Raw genomic sequence first — 15,623 nt, 5'->3', positions numbered from 1 at the left:
CTTCAATTGAAAAAGGATTATGGCCATTAATTGGAAATATTCCCTTTGAAAATGAAGAAGAAGAATGGCCTGGCCCTCGCAAACAAGTTTCAAAAATACGACCCGATGTTAGAATGGTTGTCTACAAAGGACATTTTATATCTGAAGAAAAATTTGGTGAGTATGACAATTTACCTGAATATAAAAAATTAACTGATGAGCATCTTATCGAAGAAATTAACCTAAACCCAACGCTATATCATCATATAGAAAAATAAAAAGAGCTTTAATAAAGCTCTTTTTGTAATTTATTTCTTACCCATAATTAAACCTGAAACTTCAAAGGCAAATGGACCACTTTTTTAGTTTCAAAAAATTCGTCTTCAAAAATAGTAGACAAATCATATAAAGTTGCTTTTGGGAAATCTTTTAGTTCTTCGGTCAAATCTCCGCCTTTTAGATATAAGATTCCATTTTTCAGGGTATGCTTATGTTGTTTTTTGATTTTATCTTTTATCCAGGAAACAAAATCCGGCATATTGGTTACAGCACGGCTTACAATAAAGTCAAAGTCCCCTTTTACCAATTCGGCACGTTTTTGTTCTGCTTTTACGTTCTTTAATTCCAATGCATCCACAACGCCCTGAACTACTTTTATTTTTTTGGCAATAACATCAATCAGGTAAAAACGGGTTTCGGGAAAAAGAATCGCTAACGGGATTCCGGGAAATCCTCCGCCGGTTCCAACATCAAGAACAGTTGCACCAGGTTCAAATTTCATGATTTTTGCAATTCCTAAAGAATGTAATATGTGTTTTGTATATAAGGCATCAATATCTTTTCTTGAAATCACATTGATTTTTTCATTCCAGTCGTGGTATAAAAAGTCTAATTTTTGAAATTGTTCGATTTGAATATTGGTCAAATCCGGAAAATATTTCAATATCTCATCCATTGCTTTAATTTTTTAACAAAAGTACTACTTTACGATCGAAATATTTAACTCAATTTTGCAAATTGAAAATTTATAATAATTACCTTTGAAAACTATTTAAATTAATTATGAATAACACTGCGCCTACATTTGCCAAGCAAGACAATCTGAAGTTCTTCAGAACACTTAACTCACGAGTAAACAATTACTTCAAGGAGAATAACATTCAGAAAACAGGAAACTGGAAGTTGCATTTAAAAGCCATTATTCTTTTTGCCGTTTTTCTAACCCCTTACTTTTTGATACTAACCCTTGACATGCCGTTTTGGGCACAATTGCTATTGAATATTCTAATGGGAGTTGGAATGGCCGGAATTGGAATGAACGTAATGCACGACGGAAACCACGGATCTTATTCTTCTAAATCATGGATCAACAAAATTATGGGAGGAAGCATCTATGTTTTGGCCGGAAACGTTCACAACTGGCAGGTTCAGCATAATGTACTGCACCATACGTATACTAATATTCACGGTCATGATGAAGATCTTGATGCCGGAAGAATTATTCGTTTTACAAAAAATGCCGAATGGCACCGTTTTCATAAATTTCAACATTATTATTCTTTCTTTTTATACGGACTTTTGACTTTCAATTGGGCTTTAACAACCGATTTTAAGCAAATGAAAAATTATCTGAGAAGAAAATTATCTTACGGGGCACCACAAAGCCCAACTAAATTATGGACTGTTCTGGTCATCACAAAAATCATCTACGTTTTAATCTGGATGGCTTTGCCTATGATTTTGGGCGTAACATGGTGGAAAGTAGTAATTGGCTTTTTCGTCATGCATTACACAGCAGGATTAATCCTGAGTATTGTTTTTCAATTAGCACACGTCGTAGAGGAAACTTCAAATCCAATTCCGAATGAAGAAGGGGAAATGGAAAATACCTGGGCCATTCACCAATTGTATACTACGGCTAATTTTGCTCCTAAAAACAAAGTGGTCAATTGGTTCACAGGAGGATTAAACCACCAGATCGAGCACCATATTTTCCCGAATATCAGCCACATTCACTACGGAAAAATTGCCGAAATCGTAAAACAAACCGCCATCGAATGTAACCTGCCTTATCATGAATTCAAAACGATGCGAGGAGCAGTTATTGCACATTACAAACATTTGAAGGAGCTTGGAATGAAACCGGAACTGGCATAAAATAAAAAAATCTATTAATAATTAACCTTCCTTAATTAAAGTTGAAATTAAGGACATTCAAAAATTTTATAATGAATCATATTCTTTCAGACAGAATCAACAACTTAGCGACATCACAAACTTTAGCAATGGCTGCTTTAGCACGCGAACTAAAAGCACAGGGAAAAGACATTATCAGTTTAAGTTTAGGCGAACCGGATTTTAATACTCCTGACTTCATCAAAGAAGCGGTAAAAAAAGCAGTTGACGAAAATTACAGTACTTATTCTCCGGTAGAGGGTTACTTAGAATTGAGAGAAGCCATTTGCAGAAAATTCAAAAGAGACAATAATTTAGAGTACAAACCAACTCAAATCGTAGTTTCTACAGGAGCAAAACAATCTTTATACAATATTGCCCAGGTAATGTTAAATGATGGTGACGAAGTTATTTTACCGGCACCTTACTGGGTTTCTTACTTTGAAATCGTAAAACTTTCAGGCGGAGTTCCGGTTGAAGTACCAACATCTGTAGAGACTGATTTTAAAATTACACCGGAACAATTAGAAGCTGCCATCACGCCAAAAACAAAAATGATGTGGTTCAGTTCTCCTTGTAACCCATCAGGATCTGTTTACAGCAGAGAAGAGTTAACAGCTCTTGCAAAAGTGTTAGAAAAACACCCCAATATATATGTAGTTGCCGATGAGATTTATGAGCACATCAATTTCTCAGGAACTTTTTGCAGCATCGGTTCAATCCCGGGAATGTTAGAAAGAACCATTACAGTAAACGGAGTAGCAAAAGCATTTGCTATGACAGGATACAGAATTGGTTATATCGGAGCTCCGGAATTCATTGCAAAAGCGTGTACAAAAATTCAGGGACAAGTAACTTCAGGAGCAAATTCTGTAGCACAGCGTGCTACCATTACTGCTGTAGAAGCTGATCCAAGCGTATTAAACCACATGGTTCAGGCTTTCCATACCCGTAGAGATTTAGTGGTTGGATTATTAAAAGAGATTCCAGGAGTAAAAATCAACGTTCCGGAAGGCGCATTTTACGTATTCCCAGACGTTTCTTCTTTCTTCGGAAAAACGTTAAGAGGAACCGAAATTAAAGATGCAAACGATGTTTCGATGTACCTTTTGGCCGAGGCAAACGTAGCAACCGTTACAGGAGACGCTTTCGGAAATCCAAACTGTATTCGTTTCTCTTACGCAACAAGCGACGATATCTTAAAAGAAGCATTACGCAGAATCAAAGAAGCTTTGGCTGCATAATACCAAATAAGTTTTATTAAAACGGCTTAAGGTTCAAAGTTTCATCACTTTATACTTTAAGCTGTTTTTTTATGCGGTTATTTTGGGTGTGTTCTTCCGGGTCGTGCTATTCGCTCCAAGTCCCTGCTCTTCCTTTGTCAGGCTGCGGGCTATACGCTTTTATCCCTCACGCAAATTGGCAAACAAAACCAATCCTTTTTTTAAGAAAATTAGCTTTAATATGCTAATTCTGCGTGAAACCTTTTTTTGCCTTTCAAAATTCCCATTCCACAATATTGTAAAATGGCGAATGTAATCCTGTAAAACATAACACTTTAAAAGTTCTCAACTTTGTAATGTATTAATTTAAAAACTATTAGTCATGATACATACAGATGAAACCACACAGGAAGCAGTAAAAACTTTAGAAGGATTAATTTCAATTCTTGAAGATGGAAAATTAGGATATACAAACGCTGCTGAACATGTAGAAAACCTTGCTATAAAAGCAGATTTTCTGGAATATGCACGAGAAAGAGCCTTATTTATTGTAGAACTGCAAGACGAAATCAACAAACTCGGAAAATCAACAGACACTTCCGGAGGAGGTCCATTAGGAGCTTTACACCGCGCCTGGATCGATATCAAATCCTCTTTTACAAGTGGTGATACTGAAGCTATCATAAAAGCATGTGTTACCGGTGAAGAAGCTGCCATCGAAAAATACAAAATGGCCTTAGAAGAAAATCATTTGGAACACAATCAGGTTTCAGTTGTTTCAAAACAATTAAACAGTATTCAAAATACTTTATCTCAAATTAAAATGAAAGCGAATTAATAATTATTGAAGCTTTTTATTTTAGAAAAACTACTTAGTCAAAAGACTGGGTAGTTTTTTGTTTTAAATTCTGAACGGATTAAAATATACTGAGCATCAGAAAAAGCAAGAACCTTAAATATCATCATTCCATATTAGTTAACTATTTCAAAAAAAGTCAGTTCAGTATTAGTAATCTCGAAATATTTATAAGAACTTTGCAAACTTTTTTCCGTGAATACCACAGAACGTTAAAGTCTTAAAAATGAAGAAGATCGAAATATTAGCTCCGGCTAAAGATTTAATTGGAGGAATGGCAGCCATAAACAGTGGTGCCGATGCTGTTTATATTGGTGCGCCACAATTTGGGGCACGTTCAAATGCCAACAACTCAATTGAAGATGTTGCAGCATTGGTTCAATATGCGCACTTATTTAACGCTCAGGTTTTTGTGGTTATGAATACCATTTTATACGACAATGAATTAGAGACTTGCCGCCAAATGATCTGGGAATTATACGATATTGGTGTCGATGCACTGATCATTCAGGATATGGCTATTATGGAAATGGACTTACCTCCTATTGTACTTCATGCCAGTACACAAGCCAACAATCGTGACGCAGATAAAATCAAATTCCTAAAAGATGCCGGAATCAAACGTGTGGTTTTAGCCCGCGAACTGAACCTGCATCAAATTAAAACGATTTACGACGAGGCAGATGTTGAATTAGAATTTTTCGTAACCGGAGCTTTGTGCGTTTCTTTCAGCGGAAACTGCTATATGAGTGTGGCCAACGGAGAACGCAGCGCCAATCGTGGTTCTTGTGCCCAAAACTGTCGTTTACCGTATAACTTAATCGACGGAAACGGAGAAACTTTAATTAAAAACAGTCACTTGCTTTCGATAAAAGATTTAGATATTTCAGATCAGATTCCAAATTTAATTGAAGCCGGAATTGTCTCTTTTAAAATTGAAGGCCGTTTAAAAGATGTTGTTTACGTTAAAAATAACGTGTCCTTTTTACGTCAAAAATTAGACAGCTTTTTAGAAGGAGAAGGAATTGGCAAATATATCAAAGCTTCTTCCGGTACCTGTACCTATACTTTTGATTCTTCTCTAAACAGAACTTTCAACCGTGGTTATACCGATTATTTCGTAAACGACAGAAATCATAGTATTGGTTCCTGGGAAAGCCCAAAATCAAAAGGGCAATATATTGGTAAACTAATCCGAACTGTTGGAAATGCCTACGAAATCGAAAATGGCGAATTATTAAACAACGGCGATGGGCTTTGCTTCATTAACGAAAATAACGAAGCCGACGGAATCTACGTCAACAAAGCCGAAAACGGCAAAATATATCCAAATGTTCTAAAAGAAGTAAAGGACGGAACATTTATTTACAGAAATAACGATGCCGCTTTTATTAAAATTGTAGAAAGAGAAGACAGTGCCGTTCGAAAACTAAACACGACTTTACTCCTAACAGAAAACGAAACAGGTTTTGAATTAATCGCAACCGATGAAGACGGAAATGTAAGTATTGTAAATTTAGAGCATGCTAAAGAGCAAACTAAAAGCGGAGAATCGATAGAAGAAAATATCAAAACACAATTGGCAAAAACGGGTTTCACCCCTTATACTGCTAATGAAATCAACATTATGTTTTCTCAAAACTGGTTCCTTCCTATCTCAAAAATCAATGAAATGCGAAGAACCGTTTACGATCAGTTAACCCAAATTCGTTTAGCCAATTACAAACGCGAAGAACACCAATTGGTAAAAACATCGCATCCGTATCCTGAAACCAAACTGGATTTCATGTACAATGTTTCGAACAAGACAGCACGTAAATTCTACGAACGTCATGGTGTAACCGAAATCGAAAAAGCATTTGAACTACAATGGGATCCGGGAAAATCGCGTGTAATGACAACCAAATATTGCATCAAATACGAATTAAAAAAATGCCCAATACACCAAAAAGATATAATGGGTGTTAAAGTAAAAGAACCATTGGTTTTAAAACAAGGCGAGCTGGAATACAAACTAAAATTCAATTGCAAACCCTGCGAAATGGAAATTTGGGAAAAAGACGCCGAATTCGAAATCGAAGAAGATCAATTTCATTAATACCTAACCGCAAAGTTCGCTAAGGATTACGCAAGGTTCGCAAAGTTTTTTATAAAGCGTTGCGAACCTTTTTTTGATTTTTACATGAAGCTTTGCGTTCTTCCCGTAATCCTTAGCGAACTTTGCAGTTAAATTAAATCTGCTGAATCTGCAAAATCTGCGTGAGAATAAATTCCATTTTATTTATCTTTACTCTCAAAATCACAATCAAAATGGAACAAAAAACCAGCATCCGAAAAGATTCAATTATAGCTGGATTTTTTGTAGGCTCGATTTTTCCACTTTTGATATTCTCAAAAAGCTATTTCTTTGATCTTTGTATCCAAATATGCGATTTTGGTATTTTTTGGAATCCAATTTTCTGGGGAATTTTATTCCCATTATTTATTGTTTTTCTCTTTTGGAGTACTGCTAAAAAAATCAGCTTTTCATTAAATCAAATAACATATTTTAAAGCTTGCTCTCAATTTTCTTTTGGAGTAAGTTCAAAAATCATATTAGCTCTTTTTACACTTTATATAATCGGAAAATTCATTAATGGAATATCCGCTCCATTAAGATCTCAATTTCCGGATCAGATTATTTTTTCTATACTCACGATATTATTTTTATCCTTTGTATTAATGGTTCTAACTTTTATAAGCAGTTTAATAATTGTAAAACTGAGCCAAAATTCTCAATCTCTAAATCAAACAAAATGAAAATACTACTCCTTGGTTCAGGCGAATTAGGCAAAGAATTTGTCATCGCTGCACAACGAATCGGACAAACCATAATTGCTGTTGACAGTTACGAAAATGCACCTGCCATGCAGGTTGCGCATGGATTCGAAGTCATCAACATGCTGGACGGCGAAGCTCTTGACCGGATCGTTGCCAAACATAAACCTGATTTTATCGTTCCCGAAATTGAAGCCATTCGTACCGAACGCTTTTACGATTACGAAAAACAAGGCATCACTGTTGTTCCTTCTGCGAAAGCGGCCAATTTTACGATGAATCGTAAAGCTATCCGCGATTTAGCGTCAAAAGAACTGGGACTTAAAACAGCCAAATATCAATACGCAACATCGGCTTCAGCATTGCAAAAAGCCGTTCAGGAAGTTGGAATTCCTTGCGTGGTAAAACCCTTAATGTCATCTTCCGGAAAAGGACAATCGACTATAAAGACTGAAAGTGATATCGAAAAAGCATGGCAATATGCCGTTGCAGGTTCTCGTGGCGACGTAATCGAAGTTATAGTAGAAGCATTTGTAGATTTTCATTCAGAGATTACACTTTTAACGATTACTCAAAATAATAATCCAACTTTGTTTTGTGCACCCATCGGGCACCGACAAGAACGTGGTGATTATCAGGAAAGCTGGCAACCTGCAAAAGTCTCTGAAGCCGATTTATATGAAGCACAGGATATGGCCGAAAAAATCACCGAAGCACTGGGCGGCGCCGGACTTTTTGGTGTTGAATTTTTCCTGACTAATGATGGGGTTTATTTCTCTGAACTTTCTCCGCGTCCACACGATACCGGAATGGTAACTTTAGCCGGGACTCAAAATTTCAACGAATTCGAATTGCATTTGCGTGCCATTTTAAGTCTTCCAATTTTCGAAATCACTTTAGAAAAAGCCGGAGCAAGCGCTGTAATTTTAGCATCAGAAGATTCAACAAACCCAACTTTTACCGGAATTGAACAAGTAGCCGCTTTACCTAAAACCGATTTCAGAATCTTTGGTAAACCAACTTCAAGACCGTATCGCCGAATGGGAGTTGTTTTAAGCTATGATTCATTAGCAACTCCAATCGAAGAAGTAACAGAATGTGCAAAAACAACTTCAAAATTAATAACCGTAAATTCTTAAAAATGAAAAAAGCATTATTTATAGTATTCCTATTCATTGGAATCACAACACAGGCTCAGGATAAAAAAACAACCGAAAAACCTCAAATTGTAGAAACTGCCTGTGGCGAATGTCAATTTGGAATGAAAGGCAAAAGCTGCGATTTAGCTGTTCGTATTGACGGAAAACCGTATTTTGTTGACGGAACTTCTATCGACCAACATGGTGACGCACATGCCGAAGATGGTTTTTGCAATAAAATCCGTAAAGCTTCTGTTACCGGAAAAGTAGAAAACGGCCGTTTTAAAGCCACTTCATTCACTTTGCTTAAAGAAAAATAATGGAGTTAATTCTTGAAAACATTGCCAAGCACGTTTCGTTAACACCGGAAGAACAAGCTCATTTTTTATCTAAAACGGAAACACATATTTACAAAGCCAAAACCATTTTACTAAGTGCCGGCGAAGTATGCAAACACTCCTATTTTGTAAACTCAGGAATTTTAAGAAGTTTTAATATCAACGATAATATAGTAGAACATGTTCTGGCATTTTCCTGCTCAGGCTGGTGGATGAGTGACATGTACAGTTTCTTTTCGCAAAAACCGGGGCAACTTTTCATCGAAGTTTTAGAAGATGCCGAAGTAGTTTCACTTTCTAAGGAAAACCAGGAACAATTATACCTTGAGATTCCCAAACTGGAACGCTTCTTCAGAATTTTAATTGAAAATTCATTAGTTGCGAATCAACAGCGTTTAATGGATAATTTAAGCCTACCCGCCGAAGAACGTTTTGAGAAATTTTGCAGCAAGTATGGAACACTGGTGCACAAAGTGCCTCAAAAACAAATCGCCTCTTTTATTGGTGTAACGCCCGAATTTTTCAGTAAAATGAAAGCAAGGCTTTTAAAGAAATAAAAATAATTTTACCCTTAAGATATTAAGTTTCATTAAGAGCAAACCTTAATATTCTTCATTAAGGCTAAAACTTAATTCTCTTAATATCTTAATGGTAAAAAACAAAAAACCAGTTCATTGAACTGGTTTTTATTTTGAATTAAAATTGCTCAACTTCAGTAGAATGTTTCATTGCTGTTATGGTTGATTTTCCTATCATCACTGTGTTTTGTACCGCATCAAAATAAGAAGTTCCCACAAAAGCCTGATGTTTTACCGCTCTGAAACCGTTTTTCTGTAAAGCAAATTCTCTTTCCTGCAATTCAGAATATCCTGCCATTCCGCGTTCTTTATAGGCTTTAGACAATTCAAACATACTGGTATTCAAAGCATGGAATCCGGCCAAAGTAATGAATTGGAATTTATATCCCATTGCAGCCAGATCTTCTCTGAATGTTTCCATTTCGGCAACAGATAATTTCGCAGCCCAGTTAAAAGAAGGCGAACAGTTGTAGGCTAACATTTTATCCGGAAATTCCTTTTTCATGGCATCCGCAAACTTTTTAGCATAAACCAAATCCGGATTACTGGTTTCCATCCAGATTAAATCGGCATAAGGAGCGTAGCTTAATCCTCTTGCAATTCCCTGTTCGATTCCGTTTTTTACGTAGAAGAAACCTTCAGCGGTTTTTTCGCCCGTAATAAATTTAGCATCTCTGGGATCAGCATCACTCGTTAATAAATTTGCTGCATCGGCATCCGTTCTTGCAACAATAAGCGTAGAAACTCCCATAACATCTGACGCCAAACGCGCAGCAATTAATTTATTTATTGCTTCCTGAGTGGGCACTAAAACTTTACCGCCCAAATGTCCGCACTTTTTAGCAGAACTCAATTGATCTTCAAAATGAACTCCCGAAGCTCCGGCTTCAATCATTGATTTCATTAATTCGAAAGCATTTAAGTTTCCGCCAAAACCTGCTTCGGCATCAGCTACAATCGGAACCAGATAATCTTTTTTATCTTCAACTCCGTTTACCGTCTGAATCTGATCAGCACGCAACAAAGCATTATTTATTTTTTTAACTACCATTGGCACACTATTTACCGGATAAAGCGATTGGTCAGGATACATTTCTCCGGCCAAATTTGCATCGGCAGCCACTTGCCAGCCGCTCAAATAAATCGCTTCAAGACCAGCATCGACTTCCTGAATCGCCTGATTTCCTGTTAAAGCCCCCAAACCAGCAACATAATCCTGACTTTTTAACTTTCTCCATAATTTTTGCGCTCCCATTTTGGCAATAGAATGCTCAATTTGATAGGAACCCTGAAGTGTCACAACTTCTGTAGCGGTATAAGGACGCTCAACACCTTTCCATCTTGGGTTCGTAATCCAATCGTTAATCAATTCCTGAATTCTGTCTTCTGTTGTTTTCATAAATAGTATAGTTAAGTTGGTTAGTGAGTAATCGTTTTTAGTCACCGTTTTGAATTGGGACAAAAAAACATTAATTAGTATGTTGAGTTTATTCTTAAACACATAGGGACATAGCTTTTCTTTGTGGTTAAAGGCGTTTCACTTGTTTGAATACACATAGTGATGTGTGAAAAACTTGTTTTTTAAAATTTTCTAAAATTAATTTTAGCAATTTTAAACCTATGTTTCTATGTGTTTAAAAATTAAACGCAACGATTTTTTATAAATATTTATAGCAGGGAATGGTTAAGAAATCAACGAAATCGGGATTTACAACCAATCTTTCCAATACTTTTTCAGCTAGAGGAAATTGACGTTTTTCGTGATTTTCTTCGCCTAACTCGTCTTTGATTTTCTGGAATTCATCTAAAGCTAATTCGTGATAATACGCCAGATCTAATTTTCGGCCATTATCCAAAACCACTTTATTCTGAAGCCATTGCCACAATTGCGATCTTGAAATTTCTGCCGTTGCTGCATCTTCCATTAAGTTATGCAAAGCAGCTGCGCCTTGTCCGTTCAGCCACGAAGCCAAATACAATACACCAACATTGATGTTTTTTCGAACACCGTTTTCACTTATTATTCCTATTGGTGGTTCAATCAGATCAGCTTCTGTTATTTTGCGATGTTCTCTTTTTACCTGAATTTGATTGGGAGTTGGCATTCCGGCGTCAAAAACTGATTTTGCCAATGCAACCAAATCCGGATGTGCCACCCAGGTTCCGTCGTGACCGTTTCGGACTTCACGTTCCTTATCTGTTTTTACTTTTGCAAAAGCAGCAGCATTCGCTTCTTCATTATTCTTAATCGGAATTTGGGCCGCCATTCCGCCAATTGCATGAATGCCGCGTTTATGGCATCTCTGAATTACAAGGTTAGAATAGGCATTCATAAAAGGCGAAGTCATATTTACCTGATCACGATCCGGAACAATAAACTTCGGGTTCTTGCGAAACTTTTTGATATAAGAGAAAATATAATCCCAACGTCCGCAATTCAATCCTACGATATGTTCTTTAAGCTCATAAATAATTTCATCTAACTGAAAACTGGCTGTTATGGTTTCAATTAGAACTGTCACTTTTATAGTTCCTCTTTCCAGTTTTAAATAATCTTCGGTACAATCAATTACATTGTTCCACCAGCGTGCTTCCAGATAATGCTCTAATTTTGGAATATAGAAATAGGGCCCTGAATTGTTTTCTAAAAGCCTTTTGTGATTATGAAAAACATACAATCCAAAATCTACCAAAGAACCTGAAACTTCTTTTCCTTCAATTAAAAGATGCTTTTCCGGCAAATGCAAACCACGCGGACGCACAATTAGCGTGGCAATTTTTTCATTTAAGTGATAGGACTTTTGCTTCACCAAATCGGTGTACGTAATCGTTTTGTTTACCGCATCAATCAAATTCATTTGGCCGTCCATCAAATTTTGCCAGGTTGGTGAAGTACTGTCTTCAAAATCAGCCATAAAAGTTTTCGCACCAGAATTCAAGGCATTGATGATCATCTTGCGATCGACCGGACCGGTAATCTCCACTCTTCTGTCTAATAGATCTTTTGGAATTGCTCCGGCTGTCCAGTTACTTTCTCTGACACTTTTAGTTTCAGGTGTAAAAAGCGGCATAATGCCCTGATCAAAAGAGACTTGTTTTTGCTCTCTTTGCAAAAGCAATAATTTTCGTTGCGATTCGAATTTTCGATGCAATTCGGTTATAAAAGCAATCGCTTCATCTGTCCAGATTTTTGGATAAGAAAGCTTTTTTTCGGCTAAAAATTCCATTGCCGTTTCGGTAATTTCTAATTGGTTCTTCATAGCTGCGGATTTTATTTTCATTAGTAACAATCAAATCATTTTTGTCGTTTTTAAATTAAACAAACACAACAATCTGATATCTAATATTTTCTACACCACAATATTAGAAAAAAGTTTTATACAAAACAAGCGAACGTTCGCTAAATATCAAAAATAATTTTTTGGCGATTATTTTTCAAATGCTTATATTTGATACATGGATATCGAAAAAGACTATATAAAGCTGATATTTGGGCTAAAACTCAAGCAAGTCAGAACGCAAAAAAATCTTTCTCTTTTTGGCTTGGCCAAATTGACAAACCTTTCAAAATCGTACTTAAACGAGATTGAAAAGGGAAAAAAATATCCTAAAACAGATAAAATTTTACTTTTGTGCGAACATTTGGATGTGAGTTACGACCAGATGGTATCCTTAAAACTGGACAACAACCTTGCTCCGATTGGAGAAATTTTAAAATCGGGTATTTTAAAAGAGATTCCACTTGAACTTTTTGGCATTCAGGAAGCTGACTTAATCGATATTATTGCCAATGCTCCGGCCAAAGTCAATGCCTTTATCAGTACGATCATAGAAATTGCCCAACATTATAATTTAAGTCGCGAAAGTTTCTTTCTGGCCGCTTTAAGATCGTATCAGGAAGCACACAATAATTATTTTGAAGATTTAGAAGATAAAGTCATTTCGTTTTCGAAATCATTTCAGATCAATTTAGATTCTAAAGTAAGTATCGAAGAATTAGAGGCCATTTTAAAAGAAGAGTACGATTATAAAATAAAAGAAATCATATTTTCTGAACAGGAAGCTTTGGGCGATTTACGTTCTATTTATGTTCCTAAAAGCAAAACACTATTACTATCGACAGAATTAGACCATCCGCAGAAAGCATTTATTTTAGCCAAAGAAATCGCTTATAATTACTTAAAAATTTCAGATCGCTTACTTACTTTTAGCTGGATCAAGTTCGAAAATTTCGATCAGGTGCTGCACAACTTTTATGCCTCGTACTTTGCGGGAGCTTTGTTATTACCAAGACAATTGGTTGCCAGCAAAATCAATGATTTCCTGAATAACGAAAAACCAAATCCCGAAGAATTTGTGGCGTTAATAGAGAGTTTTGAAGTTTCTCCGGAATCTTTCTATCAGCGACTGACCAACTTATTACCCAAAGATTTTCACCTGAAGAATTTATTCTTTTTAAGAATGTCGCATAAAATTGGCTCGGATAAATATCTAATCAAAAAGGAATTACACATTACCAACCAACAGGAACCGCACGCCAACGAAACCAATGAACATTACTGCAGAAGATGGGTTTCTATAAAAACCATAGACGAAGCTATCAGGCAAAACAAAGCTCATTTTTTTGATGCTCAAATTTCAAGTTATGCGCATAGCGGAAATGAATATTTAGTTTTTTCATCGGCTACTAAAGATCCTTTTGTAGAAAATTGCATCAGAAGCATCTCTGTTGGAATCCTGATTACCCCGGCAATGAAAAAGAAATTCAAATTTATTGAAGGAAGGCCTTTAGTAAAAAGAATTGTTGGTGTTACCTGCGAAACCTGCGATGTAAAAGATTGTTCTGAAAGAGCCGCACCGCCAGTTGCATTAGAGAAGAAAAGACGTCATGAGAATACTGATGTAGTTGTACAGCAGTTTATTAATCAATTCAGCTAAAACAATATGAAATATTTCACTTTAATAACAACGCTGTTTTTTATTACTCTAAACCAGAAAACAGACAAACTTACCGGCCGTTATAATTATTTAACAGAAGACAACAGTTCCTACATCCAAAAAGATAAAATTACTTTTAATGATAGTGTTTTTGTGTTTGATAATAAGTATTTGCCAAAAGGAAGAATCTCATATGGCAATATTATACTATTGGACCATTTTATCAATACAGATTTAATTATAAGCATTTCAAAAGATCAAATCAAAAAAGATACTATTCTGTTTTACATGCATGATAAGCAAAGTTCAGCTTCGAATTACCTTGACGAAGTGGTTGGAAAAGGGAAGTTAATTAGGATTAAATAATTTATCCCTGTCTTTTTAGCATGTATCATTTGTGTTGTTACTTTTTATTTGCGTGGTTACTTTGAGGCTAAAAAAGACTTTGTAATTTCTAATCTTTGTCGAGCTTCGAGTGTGATCCTTCGTTCCTCAGGATGACCAACTGAAACCTTTCTACTTCTGCCATTTTACATCTAAACAACTTCTAAAAACAAAACTTCTAACTTAGCCCCGATAGAAGTGAAAATCCTTTTGTGCCGGCGTTCGGCACAAAAGATTGAAACGGATAGCGGGACTAGACGTCTTTTGAAAACCAAATTTCTGCTTCACAAAAGACTTAGAATCTTAGCAACTTAAAACCTCAGAACCTTTCTTAATCTAGGTTAAGTGCATTACCTTGACCTTGGCGGTATCTTTGTACTATAAAAATAACAAAACATCTATCATCATGGAAAATATAGTATTACACCAAGCAGAAACAAGAGGAAATGCAAATCACGGATGGCTTAATGCTTACCATAGCTTTAGTTTTGCAAGCTGGTACAACCCGGAAAGAATCCAGTTTGGAGCACTTCGTGTTTTAAACGATGACACCATCGCCGGGGGAATGGGTTTTGGAACTCATCCACACGACAACATGGAAATCATTACGATTCCGCTGGAAGGTGATTTAGCTCACAAAGACAGTATGGGAAATACTGAAATTATCAAAAATGGCGATATTCAGGTGATGAGTGCCGGAACCGGAGTTCAGCATAGTGAGTTTAATCCGAATGCAGATCAGCAAACTAAATTGTTGCAAATCTGGTTGTTCCCAAACAAAAGAAATGTAGATCCGCGTTACCAGCAAATCACTCTGGATGTGGCGGACAGACACAATAAATTAGCACAAATTTTATCTCCAAATGCTGATGATGAAGGAGTTTGGATTCACCAGGATGCCTGGTTTAATATGGGGAATTTTGATGCTGGAATTACAACTGAATACAAAATCAAAAAAGAAGGAAACGGAGTTTACGCTTTCATTTTAAAAGGAAACGTTACCATCAACGGTCAGGAATTAAATACTCGTGATGCTGTTGGAATTTCAGGAACTGATACTTTAAACATAAAAGCAAATACGGATGCTGAATTTTTATTGATGGATATTCCGATGAACTATTAATTCAAAGATTACAATTAATATTTTTTTCAGGAAACGATATATGAGTTGATATTCAACTTGTTATCGTTTCTTT

15 protein-coding genes are annotated in these 15,623 nt (G+C 36.1%); 12 read left to right on the top strand and 3 right to left on the bottom strand.

Annotated features, from left to right (window positions below):
* Window positions 1-257: hypothetical protein (locus ACHRWY_RS24615; protein WP_395358129.1), on the top strand; the 257-nt coding region annotated here is incomplete at its 5' end.
* A 47-nt stretch (window positions 258-304) separates the two neighbouring features.
* On the opposite strand, the gene rsmG is transcribed toward ACHRWY_RS24615, so the two are convergent.
* Window positions 305-934 carry a 16S rRNA (guanine(527)-N(7))-methyltransferase RsmG gene (gene rsmG, locus ACHRWY_RS24610; RefSeq protein ID WP_395358127.1) on the bottom strand — a complete coding sequence of 210 codons (630 nt, stop codon included), beginning with the start codon at window positions 932-934 and terminating at the stop codon, window positions 305-307.
* Window positions 935-1,041: 107 nt separating this feature from the next.
* Here rsmG and ACHRWY_RS24605 point away from each other — a divergent pair, with 107 nt between their 5' ends.
* The 8 genes from ACHRWY_RS24605 to ACHRWY_RS24570 all read left to right on the top strand — a co-directional run bounded on the left by ACHRWY_RS24605 (window position 1,042) and on the right by ACHRWY_RS24570 (window position 9,084).
* Complete coding sequence (locus tag ACHRWY_RS24605) at window positions 1,042-2,136, top strand: fatty acid desaturase family protein (protein WP_395358125.1); 1,095 nt, start codon at window positions 1,042-1,044, stop codon at window positions 2,134-2,136.
* A 71-nt stretch (window positions 2,137-2,207) separates the two neighbouring features.
* Entirely contained in the window at window positions 2,208-3,398 is a 1,191-nt protein-coding gene (locus ACHRWY_RS24600; protein WP_395358123.1) for a pyridoxal phosphate-dependent aminotransferase, read from the top strand.
* A 361-nt stretch (window positions 3,399-3,759) separates the two neighbouring features.
* Complete coding sequence (locus tag ACHRWY_RS24595; RefSeq protein WP_395358121.1) at window positions 3,760-4,215, top strand: PA2169 family four-helix-bundle protein; 456 nt, start codon at window positions 3,760-3,762, stop codon at window positions 4,213-4,215.
* A gap of 244 nt (window positions 4,216-4,459) precedes the next feature.
* The gene (locus ACHRWY_RS24590; RefSeq protein WP_395358119.1) at window positions 4,460-6,331 is read left to right on the top strand and encodes a U32 family peptidase; all 1,872 of its coding nucleotides are present in this window, start codon (window positions 4,460-4,462) and stop codon (window positions 6,329-6,331) included.
* Window positions 6,332-6,543: 212 nt separating this feature from the next.
* Window positions 6,544-7,032: a hypothetical protein gene (locus tag ACHRWY_RS24585; RefSeq protein ID WP_395358117.1), complete on the top strand. Its 489-nt coding sequence runs from the start codon at window positions 6,544-6,546 to the stop codon at window positions 7,030-7,032.
* Window positions 7,029-8,189, top strand: coding sequence for a formate-dependent phosphoribosylglycinamide formyltransferase (gene purT, locus ACHRWY_RS24580; protein ID WP_395358115.1), 1,161 nt, complete (start codon window positions 7,029-7,031; stop codon window positions 8,187-8,189). Before ACHRWY_RS24585 ends, purT begins: the two co-directional genes overlap by 4 nt.
* 2 nt (window positions 8,190-8,191) lie before the next feature.
* On the top strand, window positions 8,192-8,509 hold the full coding sequence (locus tag ACHRWY_RS24575; protein ID WP_395358113.1) for a DUF6370 family protein: 318 nt from the start codon (window positions 8,192-8,194) through the stop codon (window positions 8,507-8,509).
* On the top strand, window positions 8,509-9,084 hold the full coding sequence (locus tag ACHRWY_RS24570) for a Crp/Fnr family transcriptional regulator (protein WP_395358111.1): 576 nt from the start codon (window positions 8,509-8,511) through the stop codon (window positions 9,082-9,084). Before ACHRWY_RS24575 ends, ACHRWY_RS24570 begins: the two co-directional genes overlap by 1 nt.
* A gap of 139 nt (window positions 9,085-9,223) precedes the next feature.
* Here the strand turns inward: ACHRWY_RS24570 and aceA are convergent, their stop codons facing one another.
* Both aceA and aceB read right to left on the bottom strand, forming a co-directional pair.
* Entirely contained in the window at window positions 9,224-10,504 is a 1,281-nt protein-coding gene (aceA, locus tag ACHRWY_RS24565; RefSeq protein WP_395358109.1) for an isocitrate lyase, read from the bottom strand.
* Window positions 10,505-10,763: 259 nt separating this feature from the next.
* Complete coding sequence (gene aceB / locus ACHRWY_RS24560) at window positions 10,764-12,365, bottom strand: malate synthase A (RefSeq protein ID WP_395358107.1); 1,602 nt, start codon at window positions 12,363-12,365, stop codon at window positions 10,764-10,766.
* 196 nt (window positions 12,366-12,561) lie between these two features.
* Between aceB and ACHRWY_RS24555 the strand changes: the two genes are divergently transcribed.
* The 3 genes from ACHRWY_RS24555 to ACHRWY_RS24545 all read left to right on the top strand — a co-directional run bounded on the left by ACHRWY_RS24555 (window position 12,562) and on the right by ACHRWY_RS24545 (window position 15,550).
* Window positions 12,562-14,043, top strand: a complete 1,482-nt coding sequence (locus ACHRWY_RS24555; RefSeq protein WP_395358105.1) for a helix-turn-helix domain-containing protein — start codon at window positions 12,562-12,564, stop codon at window positions 14,041-14,043.
* Window positions 14,044-14,049: 6 nt separating this feature from the next.
* Complete coding sequence (locus tag ACHRWY_RS24550; RefSeq protein WP_395358103.1) at window positions 14,050-14,409, top strand: hypothetical protein; 360 nt, start codon at window positions 14,050-14,052, stop codon at window positions 14,407-14,409.
* Window positions 14,410-14,833: 424 nt separating this feature from the next.
* Window positions 14,834-15,550: a pirin family protein gene (locus ACHRWY_RS24545; RefSeq protein ID WP_395358101.1), complete on the top strand. Its 717-nt coding sequence runs from the start codon at window positions 14,834-14,836 to the stop codon at window positions 15,548-15,550.
* Window positions 15,551-15,623 lie beyond the last annotated feature (73 nt).

It is taken from the genome of Flavobacterium sp. FlaQc-48, from assembly GCF_044007335.1.
In the GTDB taxonomy this organism is placed as follows: Bacteria; Bacteroidota; Bacteroidia; order Flavobacteriales; family Flavobacteriaceae; genus Flavobacterium.
Note: the sequence above shows the minus strand (reverse complement) of the source record. Positions and strands in the feature narration are given on the sequence as shown.